We start from the raw sequence: 21789 nt of genomic DNA, 5'->3' as shown, positions 1-21789 counted from the left end.
CGGGCCGGCACGTACGAGAGTACATGCCGTGCCTGGGTGCTGCGCGCGCCAGCCTGCGCCGCGTGCGGTGGTGCGATCGCTGCGTCCACTACAGCCCGTTTGCGGCCTTCCACTTGGGGATCTCGTCCTTCAACAACTTGTCCGGCCAGGTGCCATGCCAGGCATAGCCGACGCGGCGTTCGTTGGGCACCTGCATGTAGTCGGTCAAGGCTTTGCCCTCGCGGTTGGCATACAAGGGCCGTTGATTTTGCAGGTCGTAGAAGCGTGCCCATAACGACGCACCGGGTTGCGCGACCAGGATCACGTCCTTGCCGGTTTCCTGATTGGGGTCGTCGATTTTCTTGGTGGCCAGATCGCGCATGCGGTGGGTGTCGAACCAGACACCGGCCGATTGCACCGCGGTCTTGATCTTGGCCGACGGGTTGGGCTGGCGCATCAGAAACCGCACGATGCTCACCGACTCGCTGGACGACAACGAGGCCAGTTCATACGCGCGTGCCTTGGCCGGCTTGAGCGTGACTTCGTCGTACTGCGCGCCCCACACGGTGAGCGTGCTGCCGATCTTGACCTGGGTGGCAAGCACGCATTCCAGGCCCTTGGTGACGGCCTGCACTGCGCGTGCGCCGTGGCTGCTGCGCAGCTGCGCGCCGGTGTCGCCCTTGCCCTCGCCGATGTCTTGCAGCAGGTTGAGCACGCGCACCATCGCATCATCGTTGTAGGTGATCTGATGGTGGTAAGACGACAGATCCGGATAGAACTGCGGCCAGCCGCCGTTGGCGTACTGCGCCTTGAGCAGATAGTCCACGCCACGGCGTGCGGCAGCGATGTACTTGGCGTTCTTTTCGTTCTTGAAGGCGGTGGACAGGTATGTGATTTCGGACGTGGTCGCCTTGTTGTCGATGGTGGCGTCGTCCTTGCGCCCGGGTTGTTGCAGCTCGGCGATTTCGGCGGCGGTAAAGGTGCGCGTGTAGTCCACCGCCACGCCCTTGTACTGCTTGGACCAACCACCGGAGGCGGTCTGCAGCAGCAACATGTTGTCGGCGATCTTGTCGGCCATGGCCGACAGCGGGGCCAGCAGCAATGCGGTGGTGAATGCGAGTGTCGATAAGCGGATCATCAGAACGGCCTCCAGCTGCCCAGGATGGTGTTACGGTCCAGCGCGGCGGCCTGCGCAGCGGTGAGCTGGCGCGACCACTTCACGCGGCGCGACGGGTTGGCGCCGTTGCCGCTGCTCTGGTATTCGCTATAGCGGGCGGTCGCCTCGTTGGTGGTGTTGCCCCAGTTGTTCCAGCCTTCGGGCAGGATGTGTGCGCCCAGCTGGCTGCTGATGAAGCTGACGCTGGCATACGGCCGCCACGGGCGCCCGAGGTGCACGCGCGAGACACCGCTGGCGGCGGTGACGCGGGCGTTGCGAAACACGAAGCCGCGCGCGCTTTCCTGCGGGGTGGAGGCGGCGGTGAGATAGCCATCGCCCAGCGAGTGCAATTGCACGTTTTCGAACAGCGCGGTGCCGGCGCCGAACACGAAGTCCACCGTGCCTTCCACATAGCAATCCAAAAAGTACGACAGCTTGGCGCCGCGCAGGTACAGCGTGTCCTGGTAACCGAGGAAGCGCACGTTGCGGAAGGCAGCGCGGTCGCCATCCACACGCACCGCCACCGCCTGCCCCACCGGGCCTGCGTGATTGCCCAAGGCGAGTTTTTCGGCGGTGAAGTCGTTGCCGGCGATGATGACGCTCGACGAGCCGGAGGTGCCGTATTCCTTGCCGGTGGCCGGATTGATGCGCGAGGCGTAGTTGTCGTAGGTGATGATGGTCTGGGTGGGGCCAGCGCCGATGAGCTTGAGCGCCGGTGCGTTGGACGGCACCACGATCAGTTCCTGGTAGGTGCCGGCGCCGATGTTGATCTGCGCGCGTTTGCCGCCCTGTACGGCGGCGTCGATGGCGGCCTGTACGGTGCGGTAGCCGGCGCTGCCCTGCTTGGCCACGGTGTAGACCGGGTCGGCGGCCAGGGCCACCGTGCTGCAGAGCGAGAGCCCCGCGAGCATGGCGGTGGTGGCGAGGTTGCGTAACACGATCCTGCGATGCAGTTGCATTGCTGTGCTCCTGTTAGAACTTGTAGCGCGCGCCGACGTAGTACTGGCGTCCGGTGACGGTGTATTTATCCGGCAGTTCCAGCGTGGAATCGACGTAGCGACGGTCGGGGGTGTCGAGAAGGTTGATCGCCTCAAAGGTCAGCGACAGGTGGTCGTTGAGCTTGTAGGACATGTTGAAATCGACGTTTTCAACGCTGTATTTGCCGGTGACATCGGCGGTGACCAGACGCTTGCCGTCCAGGTCGTAGACGTCTTCCTGGGCGAGGATGTTGTTGATGTAGCCATCGCGATAACTGGTGGACACGCGCGCACTGAAGCGGCCGTCGTCGTAATAGACGGTGGCGTTGTAGGACTGCGGCGAGAGGTTGAGCAGGTCGCGCTCGGTGGTGGTGGTGGTGATGCTGGTATTGCTGTTGCCGGCGGTACTGAACAGGTAATTGATCTTGGAATCGACCTGGGTGTAGTTGAGCTGCACGCCGAAGTTGCGCCAGAAGCCGGGCAGGAAATCGAAGGCCTGCTGATAGGTCAGCTCGAAGCCCTTGAGCGGGCCGCCGGGCGTGTTGAAGTAGCTCTGCACATTGAAGATGGTGTCCGGGGTGAAGCCTGCGGGCAGCAGATCCAGCGAGTAGCCCATCGCTTCCCAGGTGGTGAGCACGCGGGTGCGCTGCACGTAACTCTGGATGTCCTTGTAAAACACCGCCGCCGACAGCAGCGAGCCTTCGCGGAAATACCATTCGGCGCTGAGGTCGTAGTTGGTGGAGCGGAACGGGTCGAGCTTGGGATTGCCCAGATTGATCGAGAAAAAGCGCCCGTCATCGAAGAACTGGGTGGGGCCGCCGCTGACGCTGGGCGACAGGTAGGCCAGCGTGGGGCGTGCCATGGTCTTGGCCGCACCGAAGCGCAGCACGACCTCATCGCTGACATCCCATGACAGGTTCAACGAGGGCAACACATCGCGGTAGTTGTGATTGACGGTGGTGGGCACCAGCAGGCGCTCGCCGGGGTTGGCGGTGGCGCTGGCCACGCCGAAGAACGACTCGCAGTTGGGCGAGATGGCGCCGGAGGCGGTGGCCGTGCACGGTGCATAGCCGCTGGCGGCGATCTGCGTCTGCACGTAGCGCACGCCCAGGTTGCCGCGCAGCGCGCGACCCCACAGGTCGGTATTGAAATCCAGCTGCAGATACGTGCCCAGGCTCTTTTCGTTGACCGCGAAATTGTTGTTGGACGAGCCGAAATGGCCGACATCGGCCAGGCGGTAATCGCCACCGGGCACGCCGGTATCGCAGTTGCAATTGATGTTGAGCAGGTCGGCGACTTTCTGGAAATCCGGAATCACCCAGGTGGTGGGGAAGTTGCCGTTCAAGCTGCGGCCGAAGCCTTCCAGCGTGGTGTTCAGATCGCCCACGCCCACGCCGGCCGGCAACGCCTGCGCCAGGCGACCGTAGGAGACATGGCGCGACTCGGTCGTCTCCATGTCGTAGTCCTTGTAGGCCAGACCGGTGCGGAAGGTGAAGGTGGAATTGATGTTGAATTCCAGATCCAGCTTGGCGGTGTCGAAGGTGTTGCTGACCGACTGCGGATTGAGCCGCACTTCGCTGATGTTGGTGCCGCGCGCGGTGCCATTGCTGTTGACCGGCACCGCGCCATAGCCCAGCCACTGCCAGTTATTGGGGTCGGCGGCGTCGAACGGGAACGTCATGCTGGGGTAATCGCCACCGTTACGCCGGTCGAGCACGAAACCGTCGAGGTTGGTGTTGTCGAAGCTGACCAGCGAGAACACCGGGCGCTCGTAATCGGAGGTGGAATGGCCGACCAATGCAGTCATGCGCACCTGGTCGTTGAAGCGGTGTGCCAGGTCCAGGTTGAACTGCTTGAACTCGGTGGATTCTTCGATGGTGCTGGATTCGGTGCGGTAGTCGACGTTGTCGAACACGCCGTAGGTGAGGCGGTTCTGCTCGTCCACCTGCGCTTCGCGCACCGCAATCTGGGTCTTGCCGCCGAAGTTGGCGGTGCGGTGCAGGTTGGCGCCAACCGAGTCTTCGCGCTGGTCCTTGTCCAACTTGGAATACAGCAGGTCGACGTTAAGCAGCGTGTCGTCGCTGAACTTGAATTGCAGTGCGCCAGTGACACCGAGCCGCTTGATCTCGTGATCGGTGCGGATATAGCGCGGGTAGCGCGGAATCCAGGCATCGGTGGCGGTTTCGTAGGCCTGGATGTTTTCGGGCGTATTGGCCGGGCGCGCGATGCCGGTGCCGCAGCTGGTGGCACTGATGCCGTAACTGCCCCAGCCGTTGTTGCGGTCCTGGTTGGCCTGCGAGCCCACGCCGGCGCGGGTTTCATTCGACAACGGGTTGCGCGGGGTTTGCGGGTTGTAGCCCACTGGCGAGCAGAACCCGTAGGTGCCGTTGTTGGTGGCGGTGCTCTGGTTGGAGTTGCGGTAGTTGCCGTGCTCCCAGCGCACCGGGTTGTAGCCTTCTTCGCGCAGATGGCGCTCGCTGTAGGACACCGACATCAACGCGCCGACGCGACCATCGGCCCAGATGTTGCTGATCAGGCCGGAGAAGCGCGGGTCTTTTTCGCGCGAGAGATCGTTGTAGCCGTATTGCGTGGACGCAGCAGCTTCAAAGCCGTCGAAGTCGAACGGGCGCGAGCCACGCAAATCGACAGTGGCGCCCAATGAGCCTTCGTCCATCTGCGCCGACTGGGTCTTGCTGATGGTGACGCGGCTGAACAACTCGGAGGCAAAGGTATTGAAGTCGAAGCCACGGCTGCGGTTGACGCCATCGCTGCCGCTGCCGGCGGTGGCCAGTGCTTCCAGCCCGTTGATGCGCACGCGGGTGAAATCCGAACCCAGGCCGCGCACCGAGATCTGCTTGCCCTCGCCGCCTTCGCGGTCGATGGAGACGCCGGCGATGCGCTGCATCGATTCGGCCAGATTCAGATCGGGAAACTTGCCGATATCTTCGGCATAGATCGCATCCACCTGCTCCACGCTGTAACGCTTGGCGTCCAGCGATTGCTGAAGGCTTTCGCGGTAGGTGGCCTTGACCTGCACACGGTCCAGATCCACCGGATCGGTGGGCGTGGTGGGCGAACCGACGGTTTGCGCGGCAGCGCCGACACCGTGCAAGGCCAGCACGATGGCCACCGACAGACGCGCGGCGGACAGGCGGGCGCCTGCCGCGTGGGCAGGACGACACGAACGGGCTTGCATGATGCGGCTCTCTCCCTGGCACTGGCTGCAAAGACGCGCTCAGCCCCCCAAGGCCATCGGCGTCGCACGAAACATCCCGCCCACCGCGTTGCATGCGCGCCCGAAAAACCGGGCGCAAGACGTCATCGCGATCAGGCGTTGGAATCAGGCCCGCTGCGCGTGTGCGCAGCGGGCGGACACGCTTTTAGAACTTGTAGCGGGCGCCGAGCAGGAACTGGCGACCGGTTTCACCGTATTGCAGCGGCAACTGGCCGGTGCGCGGCGACGACACCCATTCATCGGAGGCTTCGTTGGTGAGGTTGATGCCTTCCAGGCTCAGCTCCAGCTGCTTGCTGATCTTGTAGCGCAGCGAGGCGTCGATCATGGTGGTGCCGGTCATGCCGTGCACGCCATCGACGTTGAAGCCGGCTTCCGAACCCGGTGCCTGGGTCAGGTAGTCGTCGCGGTTGGTGGCCGACACGCGCCCTGCGAAGGATTCGCCTTCGTAGAACAACGTGGCATTCCACGACGAGCGCGACAGCCCGAGCAGATCGTTCTTCATCACCGGCGCGCCGCTGCTGGCCAGGTACTGGATCTGCGAATCAACCCAGGTGTAGTTGAGCTGCACGCCCAGGTTGGCCCACTTGCCCGGCAGGAAGGTGAAGGGCTGGGTGTAGTTGGCTTCCACGCCCTTCAATTCGCCGCCCGGGGTATTGAGCGGGATGCTGAAGGCGAAGTCGTCGTTGACGGTGGCACCGGTGCCGTCCAGCAACGAGGCCGGCAGGCCGCTGCTGGAATACGGGCGTACTTCGCGCGCGGTCTGGATGAAGCTTTCGATGTCCTTGTAGAACAGGCCAACACCGACCATGGCGCCTTCGTTGAAGTACCACTCCAGGCCGAGGTCGACGTTGGTGGCTTCGATCGGGTCCAGATCCGGGTTGCCGCCGGCCACGGTGCGCGACCCGCCGGCCACAGCCACGGTGACGCCGGGGGTGAGGCTGCCCAGGCCTGGACGGCTCATGACCTTGGCCGCACCCAGGCGCAGCAGCAGGTCGGGCATCAGCTCGGCGACCAGATTGAACGAGGGCAGCGTGTTGTTGTACTTGCGGCCCACGGTGGTCTGCGTCGGGATGTTGTTGATCAATGCGAACCCGGTGGACTCCTGCTCGGTACGCACGTAACGCACGCCGAAGTTACCCGACAGCGGAATGGACCCCAGGTCGGTGGAGAACTCGCCCATCAACCACACGCCGCGGTCTTTTTCTTCGACGCTACGGCTGTTGTTGACGCGCGGAGCCACTGCAAAGGTGCCGCTGTTGCTGTAGATGCCGAACTGATCGGCCACCGCATCCAGGTTGGGCACGACCCAGGCATTGGGGCTGCCGTTGATGCCCTTGAGCCCTGCCTGTTCGGTCAGGTCTGCCGGCACGATGGTGGTGCCGTTGGCGAAGGTGGGCACGGCCAGCTCGTTGGCGCGGCGCAGTTCGACAGTGCTGAACGTGTAGTTCTTGGCCAGCACGCCGCCCTTGAGGCGGAAGCCGGGGCTGACGTTCCAGTTAAAGTCGATCTGGCCGGTGTCGAAGTCGTTATCCACCGACTGCGGACGCAAACGGATTTCGGCCAGCTCCCAGCCATTGGGATTGGTCGGGTCGATCCCGTAGTTCAGCACCGGCGCGCGGTTGTTGCCGCGGTAGTCGTAGCTGTACCCGTCGACGTCGTACTTGTCCATGATGATGGTGGTCTGGATCGGGTTCTCGTGCGCAGAGCGCGAGGTGCCCACCCGGGCATTGACGCTGAAGGCATCGTTGAAACGATGCTCCATGTCGAAGCTGATCTGCTTGAACTCGGTGTTCCACTCGTCGTGGCGGTTTTCGGTACGGATGTCGACATTGTCGAATTCGCCGTAGACCAAGGCGTTGTTGCGGATCTCGCCGTTGCGCACGATGGTGGCCGGCTTGCCGTCGCGCACTGCACGACGCGGGGTGAGCCCGTCGCGGTTGCGGCTGAAGGAGATCGCTTCGATGTAATGCTCGTCGCGCTTGGCGTCGATCTTGGAATACAGCATGTCCAGCGACAGCGTGGTGCGATCGGACGGCTTCCACTGCAGCGAGCCGGTGATGCCCAGGCGCTGCTGGTCGTGGATCTGCTGGGTGTAGCGCGGGAAGCGCGGGTGGTAGACATCTGCCGAGCGCGCGGCGGCGAACGGCGAGGTGGCGCTGAAGCCGCCGTTGCTGGGGCCATTGGCCCAGCGGCCGGTGTTGGAACCTTCTTCCAGCACTTCGCGCTCGGTGTAGGCCACCGACAGCAAGGCGCCGAAGGTGTTGTCGGCCCAGGTATTGGCGATCAAGCCGGCCACGCGCGGGTTGGCCTTTTCGGCCATCGCGTTATAAGCGGCCTGGGTACTGGCAGCGAAGGTGAAGCCGTTGTAGTCGAACGGACGCGCGGTGCGCAGGTCGACGGTGGCGCCGAGCGAGCCTTCTTCCACATCGGCCGAGGCGGTCTTGCGCGCGATCAGCTGCGAGAACAGGTCCGAGGCGAACACGTTGAAGTCGAAGCCGCGGCCGCGGTTGGTGCCACCGCTCTGGTCGCCGGCGCCCACGGTGGTGAGCGCTTCCATGCCGTTGATGCGCACGCGGGTGAACTCCGGGCCCAGACCACGCACCGAAATGGCGCGGCCTTCGCCGGCCTCACGGGTGATCACTACGCCGGGGATGCGCTGCAGCGATTCGGCCAGGTTGAGGTCGGGGAACTTGCCGATGTCTTCAGCGACAATCGCATCGACCACGCCGGCTTCGCCGCGCTTGATGTCCAGGGCCTTTTCCACCGAGGCGCGATAGCCGGTCACCGTGACGGTGTCCAGGTCCACGGCCGGTTCTGCAGGCGCTTGGGTGGTTTCTTGTGCTGCCAGGTGGCCGCTCAGCGCCAGGCCGATCGACAACGCCAGCAAGGTAACCGGTGTCTTCCGGTTGGTGGTCCGAAATTGCATGTCCTCCCCTCCCAAGGGTCCATGAACAATGTGAAATGCGGGGGTGTGAGCGGCAATGACACCGCTGGTCAAAACGACGTTACCAGCTGAATCGTCGTTCAACATCTTGCAGCGCAGCAGAAAACGTCATCATATTTGCCCTAAAGGGGTGCAAGCGGTCGCTTCAGGTCGCATCATGACGCTCGCCCGGCGGGTTTGCTGCCGGCTAGAATGACACCGATGGTCATCGTAACGCGCCACCGGTCCCCCACCCCGTGACGCACCACACAGACGAGGTACTACCGCATGAGTCGAGCCCGCATCCTGTGTTTTGGAGAGTTGTTGCTGCGCCTGGGGGCGCCTGGTCATGAGCTGCTGTTGCAGCAGCCGCGACTGGACGTGCATTGCGGTGGTGCAGAAGCCAATGTCGGCGTGTCGCTGGCGCATTTCGGTCACGACGTGGCGATGGTCAGCACCGTGGCCGACAACCCGCTGGGTGCCGCGGTACTCGGCGAGCTGCGCCGGCATGACGTCGATACCCGCCATGTGCGGCGCGTGGATGGCCGCATGGGCCTGTACTTTTTGACCACCGGCGCGATCCATCGCCCCAGCGAAGTGGTCTACGACCGCGCCGATTCGGCGTTTGCGCTGGCGTCCGCCGATGCCTATGACTGGCCGCGCCTGCTTGAGGGTGCGCAATGGCTGCACCTGTCCGGGGTGAGCCCGGCGCTGGGCGCCGAGGTGGCGCAGGCCGCGCTGGCGGCAGCGCGCGCTGCGCGGGCGGCCGGGGTCAAGGTGTCGTTCGACGGCAACTACCGGCCCAAGTTATGGCAGCGTTGGCAGGGCGATGCGCGCGGCATCCTGCATCAGCTGTTCGACTGTGCCGATGTGGTGTTTGCCGACTACCGCGATATCGGTGTGGTGCTCGGTGGCGAGTTCCCGCAGGACACGCTGGAAGCGCGCGTGGAAGCAGCCGCGCAGCAGGCGTTTGCCGCATTCCCGCAGCTGCAGTTGATGGCCTGCACGCAACGCGTGGCGCATAACGTGGACCACCACAGCCTGGGCGCGATGCTGGTGCCGCGCGAGGGCGCGGTGGCGCGCGCGCCCAGCGAAGAACTCACCCCCATCATCGACCGCATCGGCGGTGGCGATGCGTTTGCCGCCGGCGTGCTGCACGGCCTGATCGAAGGCTGGTCGCTGGACGACACGGTGCGCTTCGGCCTGGCTGCCGGTTGTTTGAAGCACTCGATTCCCGGCGATTTCAATCCGCTGTCGGTGGCCGATGTGCAGGCGTGCGTGGGCGATGCGCGATTCGATGTGAAGCGGTGAGGAGCGGGGAATCGGGAATCGGGATTGGGGAATCGTAAGAGCGCTTTCATGCCGCTGCTCTGACCGCGTTGGAGCGATGAGGCATCTTGAGCGCGCCCCAGTGCGATCTCGCAAACCTCAGATCGGCACGGACTAGCGGCGCGTGCGGCGCTTGTTGATGACCCACGCCATTACGGCACTCACCAGCACCACGCAGACCGATGCCGGGACGCTGAAAAACGCCGCAATCAACAGCGCGTTCTGCCAGGGTGGTGCTGAGCCATCCTGCATCACCGCGGCGCAGACTACCGCGGTGGTGATTGCGAGATTGGCCAGTGCCTTGAGCGCGCCATGCACCCGAACAAAGCGCAACAGCACAGCGCAGGCGGTGCTGACGAGCAAGGCCAGCACGAGATGGGCGATGAGTTTGTCCATTGGGTGCCAGGAGTGGGAGTGGTGATTGGGGATGGATGCCGCGTTATTGACGCAATGGTGCGTGCATCAAGGGTGTGATGAGGAACACAAGCGCAGATCGCCTTTCCCTCGAGAAAAGCGGCCCGACGGGCGGAGAAGAGGAAGGCCGCTAGACGTTGCATCATCCGCCTGGCTGGCAATGAAGGCGTTAGCGAGCGCGCCGGATGCGTCACCGGCAGCCGCGACGCGGCACTGCAGTAGCCCGCCGTATCAGCGCGTCGATAGCGCATCGCGGCGCAGAGCCACACAACAACAGCAAGCCACGGCCTGCCCCCATAAGAACGGCCGGCATCACTGCCGGCCGTTTTCTATAGCTCCGTGTGCGCGGAAATTGGAAGAGTAGGGAGCCACGCTCTTGCGATTCTCGATTCCCCATTCCCGATTCCCCATTCACCCCAGCTCGATGCAATCGAAGCTCACGTCCGTCGCCACATCGGCGTCGTAATCCACGTCGTCGCGCTCGAAGCCGAACAGCTTGAGAAACTCGTGCTTGTAGCCGGCGTAGTCGGTGAGCGCGAACAGGTTCTCGGTGGTGACCTGCGGCCATAGCGCCTTGCAGGCGTCCTGCACGTCGTCGCGCAGTTCCCAGTCGTCCAGGCGCAGGCGGTTTTCGTCATCCAGCTCGGCCGGCTGGCCGTCTTCGCGGTACAGGCGCTCGCGGAACAGGCGGTCGAGCTGGTCGATGGTGCCTTCGTGCAAGCCCTTTTCCTTCATGATCTTGTAGACCATGGAGATGTACAGCGGCATCACCGGGATCGCCGCGCTGGCCTGTGTCACCACCGACTTGAGCACCGCTACATTGGCGCTGCCGCCGCGGGCGGCCAGGCGCGCGTTCAAGCGTTGCGCGGTGTGGTCCAGGTCCACCTTGGCCTTGCCCAGCGCGCCGTGCCAGTAGATCGGCCAGGTGATTTCGGTGCCGATATAGCTGAAGGCCACGCTGCGTGCGCCATCGGCGAGCACGCCGGCGCCTTCCAGCGCGTCGATCCACAGTTCCCAATCCTGCCCGCCCATCACGGTGATGGTGTCGTCGATTTCCTGCTCGGTCGCCGGCTCGATCGAGGCCTGGATGATGGCGTCCTTGTTGGTGTCGATGGCGGTGGCGGTGTAGGTGTTGCCGATCGGCTTGAGCGCCGAGCGTTTCACTTCGCCGCTGCCCGGCAGCTTGCGCACCGGCGAGGCCAGCGAATACACCACCAGATCGACGCTGCCGCCCATCTCGGTCTTGATCAGCTCGATCACTTTTTCGCGCGCCGCATCCGAAAACGCATCGCCATTGATCGACTTGCTGTACAGGCCCGCGGCCTTGGCGTGTTTGTCGAAAGCCGCCGAGTTGTACCAGCCGGCGGTGCCGGCCTTGGTGGCGGTGCCGGGTTTTTCGAAGAACACGCCCAGCGTGTCCGCACCGAACCCGAACGCGGCAGTGATGCGCGAAGCCAGGCCGTAGCCGCTGGACGCGCCGATCACCAAGACCTTCTTCGGGCCGTCGTTGCGCACGCCGCGCGTGCGCGTTGCGGCGATCTGCTCGAGCACATTGCGCTCGCAGCCAAGCGGATGCGTGGTGGTGCAGATGAAGCCGCGCACTTTGGGATGGATGATCAACGTGGACTCCTGGTCAGCAAGATGCTGGCGGCATCTTAATCGGTGCACCGCATGCGAAACAGCCTGATGCGTAACACACGCTGCTGTATGGAGGGCGATGCGCCCGCGCGCGGCGACTGCCTGCCACGCGCGTCGCCCTGCCAGCCACCGGCCCGCCGCGCCCGACAGCACTGCCCTGCGCTCGCGCGTCACACCGTGTGAAGCGCGACGCCGGGCAATTGCCGCCGCAACAGCTGTGCTATTTTTCGGGGCTGCCGTGCCGTGCCTGTTGGCGATTGTCCAGGCCCCTTCCAGTTGTACGACCGGTATCCGAGCGATGTCTCTTCGTAGCGAGCGCGTCACGCAGCTAAGCTCCGTTCCGCGGTTCCGCCTCGGCCCGCTGCTGGTCGAGCCCGAGCGGCTGACGCTGATCGACGACGGCCAGACCATCACGCTGGAACCGCGCATGATGGAAGTGCTGATCGCACTGGCCGAGCGCGCCGGCGAAGTGATCAGCGCCGAGCAGCTGCTGATCGAGGTGTGGCACGGCAGCTTTTACGGCGATAACCCGGTGCACAAGACCATCGCGCAGCTGCGCCGCAAGCTGGGCGACGACAGCCGCCAGCCGCGCTTTATCGAAACCATCCGCAAACGCGGCTATCGGTTGCTGCCCAAGGTGGTGTTTCCGCAGGAGTATCGCGGCGCGGTGATCGGCACCGGGTCGTGGGCGCAGGGCAGCCCGTACGTGGGCCTGCAGGCGTTCGACCCGGCGCACGCAGAGGTGTTTTTCGGCCGCAGTCACGCAATTGCACAAGTCGTTGCGGCGTTGCGCGCGCAGCTGCACAGCCAGCGCGGGCTGGTGCTGGTGAGCGGGGCCAGCGGCTGCGGCAAGACCTCGTTGCTGCGGGCCGGCGTGGTGCCGTTGCTGTCGCACGCCGGCGGGCTGGATGGGCTGGAAGCGGTGGCGGTGACGTACTGCAATCTGGCGCAATGCCGTGGCGGCGATGTGCAAGACACGCTCGCGCGCGCACTCGGCGACTGGTCAATCGCCGAGCGCGCGGTGTTCTCGCCCGCGCAACTGGCACGGCTTGCCGAGTGGCTGCAACACCCTGCCCCGCTGCATGCCGCAATCGTCGAAGCGCTACGGTATAGCGCCCCGGTACGCGATAGCGCGCAGACCCAGCGGCATCTGCTGCTGGTGATCGACCATGCCGAAGCCATGGTGGCCGCACCCGGCATCACCGATGCCGACCGCAGCGCGCTGGCCGCTGTATTGCAGGCGCTGTGCAGCAGCGCGCATGTGGCGGTGTTACTGCTGACCCGCAGCGACTTTTATCCGCGGCTGATCGATGCCTTGCCGGACATCGTCGAACTCAAACGCGGCGACGGGCATGTGGATCTGCTGCCGCCGCGCGACGGCGAGATCGGCCAGATCATTCGCGTGCCCGCGGCGATGGCCGGGCTGCGCTTCGAAGAAGAGCACGACAGCGTCAGCCGCCTGGACGATGTACTGCGCGACGCCACCGCACGCCAGCCCGATGCGTTGCCGTTGTTGCAGCATTTGTTGCATGCGCTACACGCGCAGCGCAGCGACGATGGCCTGCTGACGTTTGCGGCCTACCGCGCCTTGGGTGGATTGGAAGGCGCGTTGACGCACCATGCCGAAGCGACCTTTCGTGCCTTGCCGGCCGCCGCGCAGGCAGCGCTTGGCGAGGTGCTGACACAGCTGAGCGTCATCCACCCCGACAGCGCTGCGGTGACCGCACGCCGTGCACCCTGGTCGGCATTGCCGGCCGACGGTGCAGCGCATGCGCTGGTCGATGCCTTCGTGCATGCGCGGCTGTTTGTCAGCGAACTGGTGGCCGGCGAGCCGGGGTTTGCGGTGGCGCACGAAGCCTTGTTGCGGCAATGGCCACGCGCGGCCGAGTGGATCCACGAAAACCGCCGACTGCTGCAGGCACGCAAGCGCCTGCAGCTGGCCGCGCAGCGCTGGGCAAGCGAGGGCCGGCGCACCGATCACCTGCTCAACAGCGGGCGCCCGTTGAGCGAAGCGCGCGAAGCCGCACGGCGCATGCCGCAGGATCTGGATGCGGTGGATGTGGCGTTCCTGCGTGCCTGCGAACGCTCGCAGCAACGCCGCCGCGGCCTGTATGCAACAGCCGCCACCTTGTTGGTGGTGCTGGCCAGCGCATCGCTCCTGCTCGGTTGGCAGGCGCGCCAGGCCCAGCAAGTGGCAGAAGAGCGCCGCGATCAGGCCCAGCAACTGGTGAGCTACATGCTGGGCGATCTGGCCGAGCAGTTGCGCACCGTAGGCAATCTCAAGCTGCTCGACAGCGTAGGCAGCCGCTCGCTGCGCTATCTGGAAGATCTGCCCAACGCCAGCATGCAACCGGGCGATCTGATCAACCACGCCCGGGCCCTGCGGACCACCGGCGAAGTGCTGATGAACCAGGGCAAGTTGGACGAGGCGCAGGCGGCGTTTACACGTGCGGCCGCCACCGCCGAGCAGGCACGCCTGCGCGCACCCGACATGCTGGATGCACATGCGGAAACCGGCCAGGCCGCGTATTGGCTGGGGAATATGGCCTATCGCAAGAAGCAGTTCGCGCTGGCGCACGCCCATTGGTCGCAATATCTGGCCGCGAGCGAGTGGCTGGTGCGCAGCGTGCCGGCCGATCCTCACTGGCAGCTGGAACTGTCGTACGCGCTCAACAATCTCGGCATGCTGGCCAACGCGCAGGGCGATGTCGCAACGGCGATCGGATTTTTTGCGCGCGACATCGCGCTCAAGCGGGTGCTCAGCGCGCGCGCTCCGGACAATGCATCACTGCGCTACGAATTGATCGACAGCTTGTCCGGGCTGAGCCTGGCGCAGGAAAACCAGGGCTTACTGGCGCCTGCAGAGCAGGGGTATCGCGATCAAATCGCGATGCTGCGCGTGCTGGTCGCCAAGGACCCCAACGCCGATGCCTGGCGACGACGTCTGGCGGTGTCGTTGATCCGCGTGTCCAATCTGGCGTTGGTGCAGGGTCATCTGCCCCAGGCGCAGCGCGACGCGCAGGACAGCGTACGCATCCTGCAGCCGCTGGTGGCCTTGCAGCCGGACAATCAGACCTGGCGCAGCGATCTGGGGCATGCCTATACGCAGGCCGGCTGGATCGCCGCATTGGACGGGCAGTCTGCGCAGGCCACGCAGCAATTGGGGCAGGCGCGTCACACCATGGCCAGCCTGCTGCAGCAGTCGCAGCCGCTGCCCGACTGGGAATTGCTGGATGCCATCATCGCGTTGCGCTTGCACCACATCCAGGCCGCTCATGCGGGCAGCCTGGATCAGATCGTGGCGCGCGTGGATGCACTGCATCAAGCCAAGCCGGACGATCTGTCGGCTATTTCGACATTGGCACTCGCGCTGGTCTGGCAGGGCGAACAACGCGCAGCAGCGGGCGATGACAATGGCGCACGTGCTGCATGGCAGCGCGCGGTGACGCTGTTTGGCAAGGACATCGGCAACAGCCGCGACAAGAACCTGCTCGACCCCTGGATTCGCGCCCAAGTGCATCTGGGCCAGCGCACTGCTGTTACGCAACAGCTCGGATGGCTGTACCAAGCGGGCTACCGCCACCCGGGGTTTGTCTCCTTCTATGCCCCGCTTCTCAAGGAACAGGACAAGTCATGACGGACTTCAGTATCAAGCTCACGGTTGCTCGGGTGGGATTCGGAGGAAACACGGGCGCTGGCGAATATTTCTACAGCTTTGCTCCGGATCTGCTGATTGTCGACAAGGACGACGGCATATCCACGTTGACTTATCACTTCGATGAAGACGTTGTTCCCAAGCATTTCAAGATCAAGAGTTTGCTGACGACCGACGCGTTCAAACAGATCAGTGAACCCTTGATTGCCTCCGGCGGCCGCAGCGTCTCGGTCGTCAACGCCAATAGCGTCCCCACACTGATCTTTCTGACTCTCATCGTTGAAGACCCAAGCCGCAAGGACAAGAAAGGAAATAAAGTCTGGTTCAGTTGCGATCCCCAGGTCGGCAACGATCCAAAGATCAACCCGCAGGAACGTCCGCCCCGAGAATAAGAACGGCTAACCAGACGTAGCGAGCGGCTGCCAGGTCGGTGTGGACGGCGCGCAGGGACCGGCAGCGTGTGGTACGCGCCCGATTCTGAGCACCGGCCGCGCCCGCCTGGTGGTCGCGCAGTGATTTTTTACTCGCTCCTCATCTGCTGCTGCACGCGGTCTGGCAGTTCGCTGCCAGGCGATATGCCGCTCGGCTAGGTTGAACGGTCGAGCGAGAAGGGACGCGCAATGGGGGCGACCGTCAGGGCGCTGAGCCGTGATGCGCTCACTGCTGGCAAGCGCCGCTGCTGGTCAGTCACACCGGCGACGTTGGATACCGAGGTGCCAGTCGGCGCAGACAGACGGTCGGCACCGGGAGCGCACTGTCGTGCCGGTCTGCGTGTTTGGAAAAGACGCTATGGGTCCGCCGGTTCCCGGCAACCCTGACAGACCGCTGTTTGCCTGCCGGTGGTTGCTCGCTCCCTGCGGTGGTCATAACCAGGCCGGGGACGCGTCGGGGCCGAGCGGATTGCAGGCATCTTTGTCGCAGACGCGGGCTGCGGCGCGCTGCCTGTCCAGCTCGCCAGGACCGAAGACCATGCGCAGAACAGGGTCGACCGCCGACGGCTTGGTCAGCAATGCGGCCTGGGCCCAGGGTGCGGGCAGTTCGGCCTGCGTTGGACCCGACCAGCCCACCATGACGAGCAGAACGAGAAGCACAGCGACGGATCGGGGTTGGCGCATGACGGACTCCGCAGCAGACCGGAGCGCGGCGCGTTTCCGGGCGGCGCCAGTGGCCGCCGGATCACCTTGGTACGTGGCCGCTCGCCAGACCTGACGGCAACCTTACGGTTGCTGGTGGAAGCTGACGGATTCTGGAAACCCTTTTTGAAACAGCTAGATAGAGCAGCCGTGCGGAGTGCGGGCTGGTTGACGGACCGGCACGCTTGGCGTCGCTGCCTGCCTTCGCCACAGCTGCGTGACCTGTGGGCAAAGGGGCATTTAGGTGCAGCTCTTAGGTCAACCAAGTGGCAAAACTGGAGTGACTGGCCGCTGGCACCGAGCCATGCGGACTGGCTGCTGGGCTGTCACTTCTCCCTTTGCGCGAAGCTGCTCCGCGGGGATGGGCGAGGTTGAGGGCGAAGCTCCGTGTCGTCAGATTCCGCGGGTGGCTTCGCCCCGTACCCTCACCCCAACCCCTCTCCCGCAGGAGAGGGGCTTTAGGCTCCCCCCCTAGCTCCTCGACAGAAGAAGATTCTCTCCTCGACAGCAGAAGATTCCCCCATCGACATGCTGATCAGCCTTGGTCAACCGGAAGCAGACGACAGGCTTCCCGGTCGCCATGGAGCTCTCCCTTCTCCCATCGGGAGGGAGCTCTCCCTTCTCCCATCGGGAGAAGGTGCCCCGCAGGGGCGGATGAGGGTACGGGCGAAGCCTCATGCCCCCACTTCGCCTGGCACTCGCACCCACTCCCCGCCCTCAGATCACCCGCAAGGTGATCGCCTTCAGCACCGCGCGGGTGCGGTCGCGGGTGCCGAGCTTTTCCAGGATGGTGGAGACGTAGTTCTTCACCGTGCCTTCGGCCAGGAACAGGGTGCGGGCGATTTCCTTGTTGGAATAGCCGCCGGCCAGCAGGCGCAGGATCGCCACCTCGCGTTCGCTGAAGGTCTCGCTCGGCGCCTGTTGGTCGCGGAACTGGTAACGCGCGCGCACCGGGTCGGTGCTGACCGGTTGCAGCAGGGTTTCGCCGGCAGCGACGCGGGCGATGGCATCGCGCAGGTCTTCCGGGGCGGCGTCCTTGAGCAGGAAGCCCTGCGCGCCGGCTTCGGTGGCGCGCAACAGCAGGTCGCTGTCGTCGAAGGTGGTCAGCAGCAGCACGGGGGTGCGGTCGCCGCGGGCGCGCAGTTGCCCCAGCGCCTGGATGCCGTCGACGCCAGGCATGCGGATATCGCTGAGCACCACATCCACCGCGGTGACACTGAGCGCATCCAGCAATGCCTGGCCGTCGTCGGCCTCGCAGACCACCTCCACGCCTTGCTGCTGCAGCAAGGCGCGCAAGCCGGCGCGGACCAGGATCTGGTCGTCGGCCAGGGCGATTCGAAGTGAACTCATAGCGGAACTCTCGCAGTCAGATGCATCCCGCCCGTGGGGGTGAGGCCTAGATCGAGGTGGCCGTGCAGGGCCGCCAGGCGTTCGCGCATGCCGGTGATGCCGTTGCCTTCGCGGATGCACTCGGCGCGGCGGCCGTCGTCTTGAATGTCCACGCGCAGCTGCGCGTTCTCGCACTGCAGATGCACCGCGACTTCATCGGCATCGGCATGCCGCACCGCATTGGTCAGCGCCTCCTGCACCAGCCGCAGCAATAACTCCGCCACGCGGGCATCGGTGATGCGCACATCCGGGTCGATGCGCAGGCGCAGCGCCGGGCGCGGGAACGGTGCGGCCAGCGCGCGCAACGCGGTTTGCAGGTCCAGGCCGCGATCGTCGCGCATGGACTGCACCACGTTGCGGATGTCGGCCAGCAGTTCGGCAGACAGCTGCTCCAGCACCGCAATGTCGTCGCGCTGCGCCAACGCGGGGTCGGCGCTGAGCAGGCGCAGATTGATGCGCATGGCGGTGAGTTTGTGCCCGGCCACATCGTGCAGCTCGCGCGCCAGGCGCAGGCGTTCGGCATCGCGTGCGCTGTCGGCCAGCAGCGCGCGTGTGGCCAGCAGGTCGGCGTTGACGTAGGCCAGCGCATCGCGCGCGCGTTCGGCACTGCGCGCGTAGTTGGCGGTCAGCGCGGCAAAGGCCTGGAAGCTGGTGTAGATGGTCACCATCAGCAGTGGGCGCGGGAGATGCGCCTGCACGAAAATCGCATACGTGGCCGCATTGATCACCAGCATCAGCGCCAGCACCTGCGGCGGTTGCCAGCGTATCGCCGCCTGCGCGACCACCAGCACCAGCAACACCGGCGAGGTCCCGGTGCGCGGCTCCAGCCAGACCAAGGCCACCGCCAGCAGTGCCTGCAGCAACAGGGCGCCCCGCTGCGGCAGCGGCCGTGGCGGCAGCAGGTAGCGCAACAGGAACACCAGGGTGAAGCCAATCAAGGTGGCCCAGCGCCATCGCGCAGACGGTGAGAGCTCCGGACCGAACGACAGCATGACCGCCGCGATGGTGAGCATGCCGGCCAGGTTGAGCGGTTTGGCGATGTCGCGCAGGGGGGATGTCATACGGCGATGCTGACCGCCGCGTGGCCGCTCGGCAATGGTGCGCCTGCAGAAAGTGACTTCCGGCAGGTGGGATCGATGACCTGCGGCCCCTGTGCCGGGTGCAGCGCCTGCGCACACTGGCATCACCAACCCACCCCATCGCCACGGAGTTACGCCATGTCTGCGTCCAGTCTGTTTCTCGCACTCAATCTGATCTGGGGCGGCTATGAAGTGCTGCTCAGCCGCCGTCGCCGCGCCAGCGATGGCGGCGCGCACGATCAGGGCACGCTGCAGCAGTTGTGGCGGGTGCTGTATGCGGCGGTGGCCATTGCGGTGGCGCTGGCCTATAGCGGGCTGGCGCATTGGCCGCAGAGCTGGCACGCGCCGCTGCAGTGGGCCGGCTGCGCCTTGATCGGCGGCGGGTTGGCGCTGCGGGGGTGGGCCATCCAGGTGCTGGCACGCTGGTTCACGGTGGATGTGACCATCCAGCCGGACCACCAACTGGTGCGCAGCGGGCCGTATCGCCTGCTGCGTCACCCGTCCTATACCGGCGCGCTGATGGCCTTCTACGGGCTGGCGCTGGGCATGGGCAATGCGTTGTCGGTGGTGGCGATCGTGGTGCCGGTGACGTTGGCGTTCCTGCATCGCATCCGGATCGAAGAAGCCGCACTGCAACGCGCCTTCCCGGTTGCCTACCCGGCCTATGCCGCGCAGAGCCGTCGCTTGCTGCCGCTGGTGTGGTGAGTTGGCAGCAGCGCCTGCAACGCTGCAGGGCTTCGCGCGCTCGCACACCGGTTCGGCCTGCGCCGCATGTACACAGGAGCAGTGCCGCACTGTCTGGTGTCGCTGCCGCATCGGCCGATCTGCGACAGCCGCCACCGCTGCCGGGTCGGCGCGCTGCGTACCATCGGGCTGCGCGCGCCGCATCCCCCATCGTTGCCAGGAGAGTTGCATGCTTGCCCGCACTTACGCCGTTGTCGCCTTGGTCAGCCTGCTTGGCAGCGCTGCCGTCAACGCCGCCGATCTGGACGTGGGCATTAGCGGCCTGCGCTCGCAACAGGGCCAGTTACGGATTGCGGTGATCGCCACCGCCGCGCAACTGGACAACGCCCAACCCCCGGTGCAGGCGCAGACGGTGCCGATCACCGGCAGCGCGCCGCATATCCAGTTCAAGAATCTGGCGCCCGGGCGCTACGCGGTGATGGTCAATCACGACGAAAACGCCAACGGCAAGCTGGACACCAACCTGATCGGCATGCCGGTGGAAGGCTACGGCTTCAGCAACAACCCCACCGGCATGCGTAAACCCGGCTTCGACGAAATCGTCTTCGACCTGCCGGCCAGCGGCAAACGCCTCAGCGTGCAGATGCGCTGAGGCCCACGCGCGAAAGGAGCCATGCATGCACCGCCGCCGCTTCCTGCAATCGTTACTGGCCGCCACCGGCAGCGCTGCGCTGGGCGGCTTTGCCTTGCGCAGCCTGCCTGCACACGCCGCAGAAGCGGCCGCATTCCAGGCGCAGTTGCAACGCACGCCGTGGTTGCTGGGCTGGCGTAGCGTCACCAGCCCCACCCTGGGGCCGGCCACCGCAACGCTGCAGGGCGCACTGCCCGAGGGGTTGGCAGGCAGCCTGTATCGCAATGGCCCGGCCTGGACCGAGCGCGCCGGGTTTCGCTACGAACACTGGTTCGACGGCGACGGCATGGTGCACCGCTGGCAGCTGGGCGGTGGGCAGGTGCAGCACCGCGGGCGCATGGTGGCCACCCACAAGTTCACCCAGGAGCAGCAGGCCGGGCGCTTTCTGTATCGCGCGGCCGGCACCTCCGTGCCGAACATGCAGCCGGCGCGCAACAACGACGACGTCAACACCGCCAATATCTCGGTGACGATGCTCAACGGCCGCCTGTTCGCGCTATGGGAAGCCGGCTCGGCGATCGAACTGGACCCCGACGCGCTAAGCACCATCGGCCCGGTCACCTGGCGCGAGGATCTGGCGGCGATGCCGTTTTCTGCGCACCCATTGACCGACCACGATGGCAGCGTCTGGAATGTCGGCTCGATCAGCGTGGTGGGCTCCACCGGCGTGGTGCTCTGGCACCTGGGCGCCGATGCCACGTTGCGCAACGTGCAGCTGCTGCAGACCGACGCGCCCGCCTACATGCACAGCTTTGCGATGACCGATCGCCATCTGATCCTGGTCATGGCGCCGTATCGGCGGCTGGACGGCGACGGCGCGTTCTTCGAGCAAATGCGCTTCACCCCGGATGCCCCCTGCCGGATTGCGGTGGTGCCCAAGGATGCACTGGACCAACCGCGCTGGTTCGAGGCCGACTTTGCGGTGGCCTATCACTTTGCCGATGCCTACGCGCAGCACGACCGTATCGTGGTGCGCGCCATCGTGCACACCGATCCGGAAGAAGCCCGCTCGCCGATGCGCGCGGCCATGCACGGCGACCCGAACGCCACGCCGGCAGCGGTGCAGTTACGCAGCCTGCATCTGGATCTGGCCAGCGGCCGCGCGCACTGGCAGGTGCATCCGGTGGACAACCTGGAACTGCCGCTGTTCGACCACCGCACCCCACGCACGCACGGCGCACGTCTGTATGCGCCGTGCATCGATGGCCCGAACCAGTCGCCGTTTCTCAACGCGGTGGCCGGCTACGACCTGGAACGCGACCGCCGCCAGGTGCACCGCTACGGCTCGCATGTGCTGGCCGAAGAACATGTGTTCGTCGCCAAGCCGGGCAGCACGCGCCCGGACCAGGGCTGGCTGGTGGGAACGGTGCTCGACACCCAGCGCGCACGCACCGGGTTGATGGTGCTGGACGCACAGCACATCGATGCCGGGCCGATCGCGCAGGCATGGCTGCCTTACGCGATTCCGCTGGGATTCCATGGGCATTTTGTGGCGGCTGCATAGCGC

The 21789-nt window shown here is 65.3% G+C and carries 15 protein-coding genes and 1 other RNA gene; 6 read left to right on the top strand and 10 right to left on the bottom strand.

Translation table 11 applies throughout. The features are described 5' to 3' along the window. Positions 1-88 precede the first annotated feature (88 nt). From pelA to ASF90_RS17040, 4 genes are all read right to left on the bottom strand, one after another. On the bottom strand, positions 89-1117 hold the full coding sequence (gene pelA, locus ASF90_RS17055) for a pectate lyase (protein ID WP_055852922.1): 1029 nt from the start codon (positions 1115-1117) through the stop codon (positions 89-91). Next, a complete protein-coding gene (locus tag ASF90_RS17050; protein ID WP_055852919.1) occupies positions 1117-2094 on the bottom strand; it encodes a pectinesterase family protein in 978 nt (325 codons plus the stop codon). The genes pelA and ASF90_RS17050 overlap by 1 nt, the downstream gene beginning before the upstream one ends. 13 nt (positions 2095-2107) lie before the next feature. After that, positions 2108-5308 (bottom strand): TonB-dependent receptor, encoded by a 3201-nt coding sequence (locus ASF90_RS17045; protein WP_055852917.1) that lies wholly within the window; start codon positions 5306-5308, stop codon positions 2108-2110. Between the two features lie 184 nt (positions 5309-5492). After that, entirely contained in the window at positions 5493-8273 is a 2781-nt protein-coding gene (locus ASF90_RS17040) for a TonB-dependent receptor (RefSeq protein ID WP_055852913.1), read from the bottom strand. A gap of 285 nt (positions 8274-8558) precedes the next feature. Here ASF90_RS17040 and ASF90_RS17035 point away from each other — a divergent pair, with 285 nt between their 5' ends. Further along, positions 8559-9581: a sugar kinase gene (locus tag ASF90_RS17035; RefSeq protein WP_055852911.1), complete on the top strand. Its 1023-nt coding sequence runs from the start codon at positions 8559-8561 to the stop codon at positions 9579-9581. Positions 9582-9713: 132 nt separating this feature from the next. Here ASF90_RS17035 and ASF90_RS17030 read toward each other — a convergent pair whose 3' ends face one another. Then, positions 9714-9995 (bottom strand): hypothetical protein, encoded by a 282-nt coding sequence (locus ASF90_RS17030; RefSeq protein WP_055852909.1) that lies wholly within the window; start codon positions 9993-9995, stop codon positions 9714-9716. Between the two features lie 429 nt (positions 9996-10424). Then, the gene (gene fabV, locus ASF90_RS17025; RefSeq protein WP_055852906.1) at positions 10425-11633 is read right to left on the bottom strand and encodes an enoyl-ACP reductase FabV; all 1209 of its coding nucleotides are present in this window, start codon (positions 11631-11633) and stop codon (positions 10425-10427) included. A 316-nt stretch (positions 11634-11949) separates the two neighbouring features. Between fabV and ASF90_RS17020 the strand changes: the two genes are divergently transcribed. Both ASF90_RS17020 and ASF90_RS17015 read left to right on the top strand, forming a co-directional pair. Beyond that, positions 11950-15288 carry a winged helix-turn-helix domain-containing protein gene (locus tag ASF90_RS17020; protein WP_055852903.1) on the top strand — a complete coding sequence of 1113 codons (3339 nt, stop codon included), beginning with the start codon at positions 11950-11952 and terminating at the stop codon, positions 15286-15288. Then, positions 15285-15698: a hypothetical protein gene (locus tag ASF90_RS17015; protein WP_055852901.1), complete on the top strand. Its 414-nt coding sequence runs from the start codon at positions 15285-15287 to the stop codon at positions 15696-15698. Before ASF90_RS17020 ends, ASF90_RS17015 begins: the two co-directional genes overlap by 4 nt. 4 nt (positions 15699-15702) lie before the next feature. Here ASF90_RS17015 and ASF90_RS22745 read toward each other — a convergent pair. The 4 genes from ASF90_RS22745 to ASF90_RS17000 form a co-directional block, all read right to left on the bottom strand. After that, a non-coding RNA gene (locus ASF90_RS22745) (sX9 sRNA) lies at positions 15703-15771 on the bottom strand. Positions 15772-16169: 398 nt separating this feature from the next. Continuing rightward, positions 16170-16421 (bottom strand): hypothetical protein, encoded by a 252-nt coding sequence (locus tag ASF90_RS17010; protein ID WP_115552481.1) that lies wholly within the window; start codon positions 16419-16421, stop codon positions 16170-16172. 735 nt (positions 16422-17156) lie between these two features. Next, entirely contained in the window at positions 17157-17789 is a 633-nt protein-coding gene (locus ASF90_RS17005) for a response regulator transcription factor (protein WP_055852897.1), read from the bottom strand. Then, entirely contained in the window at positions 17786-19012 is a 1227-nt protein-coding gene (locus ASF90_RS17000; protein WP_055852894.1) for a sensor histidine kinase, read from the bottom strand. Before ASF90_RS17000 ends, ASF90_RS17005 begins: the two co-directional genes overlap by 4 nt. Positions 19013-19045: 33 nt before the next feature. Here ASF90_RS17000 and ASF90_RS16995 point away from each other — a divergent pair, with 33 nt between their 5' ends. The 3 genes from ASF90_RS16995 to ASF90_RS16985 all read left to right on the top strand — a co-directional run bounded on the left by ASF90_RS16995 (position 19046) and on the right by ASF90_RS16985 (position 21786). Beyond that, positions 19046-19612 carry a PEMT/PEM2 methyltransferase family protein gene (locus tag ASF90_RS16995; RefSeq protein WP_055852891.1) on the top strand — a complete coding sequence of 189 codons (567 nt, stop codon included), beginning with the start codon at positions 19046-19048 and terminating at the stop codon, positions 19610-19612. Between the two features lie 238 nt (positions 19613-19850). After that, positions 19851-20243: a DUF2141 domain-containing protein gene (locus ASF90_RS16990; protein ID WP_055853001.1), complete on the top strand. Its 393-nt coding sequence runs from the start codon at positions 19851-19853 to the stop codon at positions 20241-20243. A 25-nt stretch (positions 20244-20268) separates the two neighbouring features. Continuing rightward, a complete protein-coding gene (locus ASF90_RS16985) occupies positions 20269-21786 on the top strand; it encodes a carotenoid oxygenase family protein (protein ID WP_055852888.1) in 1518 nt (505 codons plus the stop codon). Positions 21787-21789 lie beyond the last annotated feature (3 nt).

The organism is Xanthomonas sp. Leaf148 (assembly GCF_001423585.1).
In the GTDB taxonomy this organism is placed as follows: domain Bacteria; phylum Pseudomonadota; class Gammaproteobacteria; order Xanthomonadales; family Xanthomonadaceae; genus Xanthomonas.
This window is presented reverse-complemented; position numbering and strand designations above follow the sequence as displayed.